Source organism: Dyadobacter sp., from assembly GCF_051859145.1.
Taxonomy (GTDB): domain Bacteria; phylum Bacteroidota; class Bacteroidia; order Cytophagales; family Spirosomataceae; genus Dyadobacter.
This window is the reverse complement of record NZ_JBHYGF010000531.1, coordinates 1-1,825: the sequence shown is the minus strand read 5'-3', so window position 1 is coordinate 1,825 and position 1,825 is coordinate 1. Positions and strand designations below refer to the sequence as shown.

Genomic DNA, 1,825 nt, shown 5'->3' with positions numbered 1-1,825 from the left:
ACTGTCCAGGTGTAATCACTGCGGAAGAATGTAAAGTAGGTATTATGCCTGGCTTTATCTTCAAAAAAGGAACTGTTGGTCTGGTTTCAAAATCAGGAACTTTAACTTATGAAGCAGTTGACCAGCTGACTCGTGCAGGATTGGGACAGACTACTGCAATCGGAATCGGCGGTGACCCTATCATTGGAACAACTACCAAAGAAGCAGTAGAGCTTTTGATGAATGACCCGGAAACCGAAGCGATCGTCATGATTGGTGAAATTGGTGGAAGCATGGAGGCAGATGCTGCCAATTATATTAAATCGACTGGTAATAAGAAACCGGTTGTAGGCTTTATCGCCGGACAAACTGCTCCGAAAGGCCGCAGAATGGGCCACGCTGGTGCAATCATCGGTGGCGCTGACGATACTGCGGAAGCTAAAATCAGAATCATGAAAGAGTCAGGTATCTTTGTTGCTGAATCGCCTGCATTGATCGGCGAAACGATGCTGCTAGCTCTTGGAAGAAAATAATTTACATTTAAGCATACTATCTTTAAGAGGGCTGGGGAAACCCCGCCCTTTTATAATTATGAAGTCCGTATTCACACGCACCATTTGGGCTTTCTTTACGGCATTTATTTTTTTCGCGACCGTTGCATTCAGCGCAGCTAAGGTCACGCTCCCCGAACGCTATTTCCCTGTCTACAATTACCAGAACGATTGGCTTGTTTACAATGCAGCCTACAAAAACTACGTCCCCTACTCACAGGGCGTTGATGAGGATTCCCGTTCTGTAAGTCTGTACATTGATCTTGTCAAAAACCGCAGGTATGCATTGCTGCTAACTGCCGAAACAGAAAGCTACCTGTTCATAGAAGGAGCATTGCAATCCCGGATTGATCCCGGACAATGGCGGGAGCTCAGCATTGACAGTCTGATCAAAGTATACAGGAAGGACGAATTGCTGGTCACGATCTATGGCAGTGCGGGAATTGATGACAAAGCGGCATTATTATGCCATCGGAAAAACAGCGCTGATGCAGCTACACTTACCAGTACGCGGCCCAGCTTTATTAATATTAAACCTATCTCATTTTCACCGTTCGGTAATTTCGCGGTTCTGGCTTTGGTACTGATCCTGATATTGAATGCATGGATTTTCAACCTGAACCCACTCTCATTTATCCGGCTGATCAATCCCATTGAATTTTTCAACGGCGACCCCCGCGAGCAGATTTCCAAGATCAACAAACCTTACAGTAATACAATTATCTTTTTTGCGATCATCACCGCAATGTGGATGAGCTTTTTACTCCTGTTTTTTGCGAACAACAGGGTTAATCTGTTTTCGGTCAACAGCATGCTGTCGGAGAAAGCAAACACACTCATGATCTTTGCTGACTTTCTGATCATTTCCACACTGTTCTTTGTACTTACCTACGTCAAATACGTTTGCATGTTGCTCGCCGGAAATATGCTGAATCTTGACAAACAGGTGGATGTTCTGTTTATCAAAATAATACAATCCTCCTACATGTTCTACGGGGCGTTCTTTCTCATTATTTTCGGAATGAGCTTTAACCAGATGAACTGGATTTCGGACATGCGGGCATACATTGTGATACCTTTCCTGTTTTTCTATATAGGCCGTTTCATCGCATTGTACGTAGTCACCAAGCCGCCTGGCGCGTTGATTAATCTGTATTTATTTTCGTACCTTTGCGTTATTGAAATCATCCCGCTCATCGTTAGTATGAAATTTGCCTTATAATCAGACAAAGATGAGTTTGGAACAAACTAATGAGGATTTTACATGAGTGATACTATCAATTTTGATCCGGAAA

2 protein-coding genes are annotated in these 1,825 nt (G+C 43.6%); both read left to right on the top strand.

Annotation, left to right across the window (positions count from 1 at the left end):
* The coding region (locus ACTIE6_RS23405; RefSeq protein WP_439558933.1) for a succinate--CoA ligase subunit alpha at positions 1 to 512 on the top strand (512 nt) is incomplete at its 5' end.
* A gap of 58 nt (positions 513 to 570) precedes the next feature.
* Positions 571 to 1,752: a DUF4271 domain-containing protein gene (locus tag ACTIE6_RS23400; protein WP_439558932.1), complete on the top strand. Its 1,182-nt coding sequence runs from the start codon at positions 571 to 573 to the stop codon at positions 1,750 to 1,752.
* Positions 1,753 to 1,825: the final 73 nt, after the last annotated feature.

What these genes read in the sequence shown, in the direction of transcription:
- ACTIE6_RS23400 (WP_439558932.1), top strand. Translation starts at nt 571, where the DNA reads ATGAAGTCCGTATTCACACGCACCATTTGGGCTTTCTTTACGGCATTT.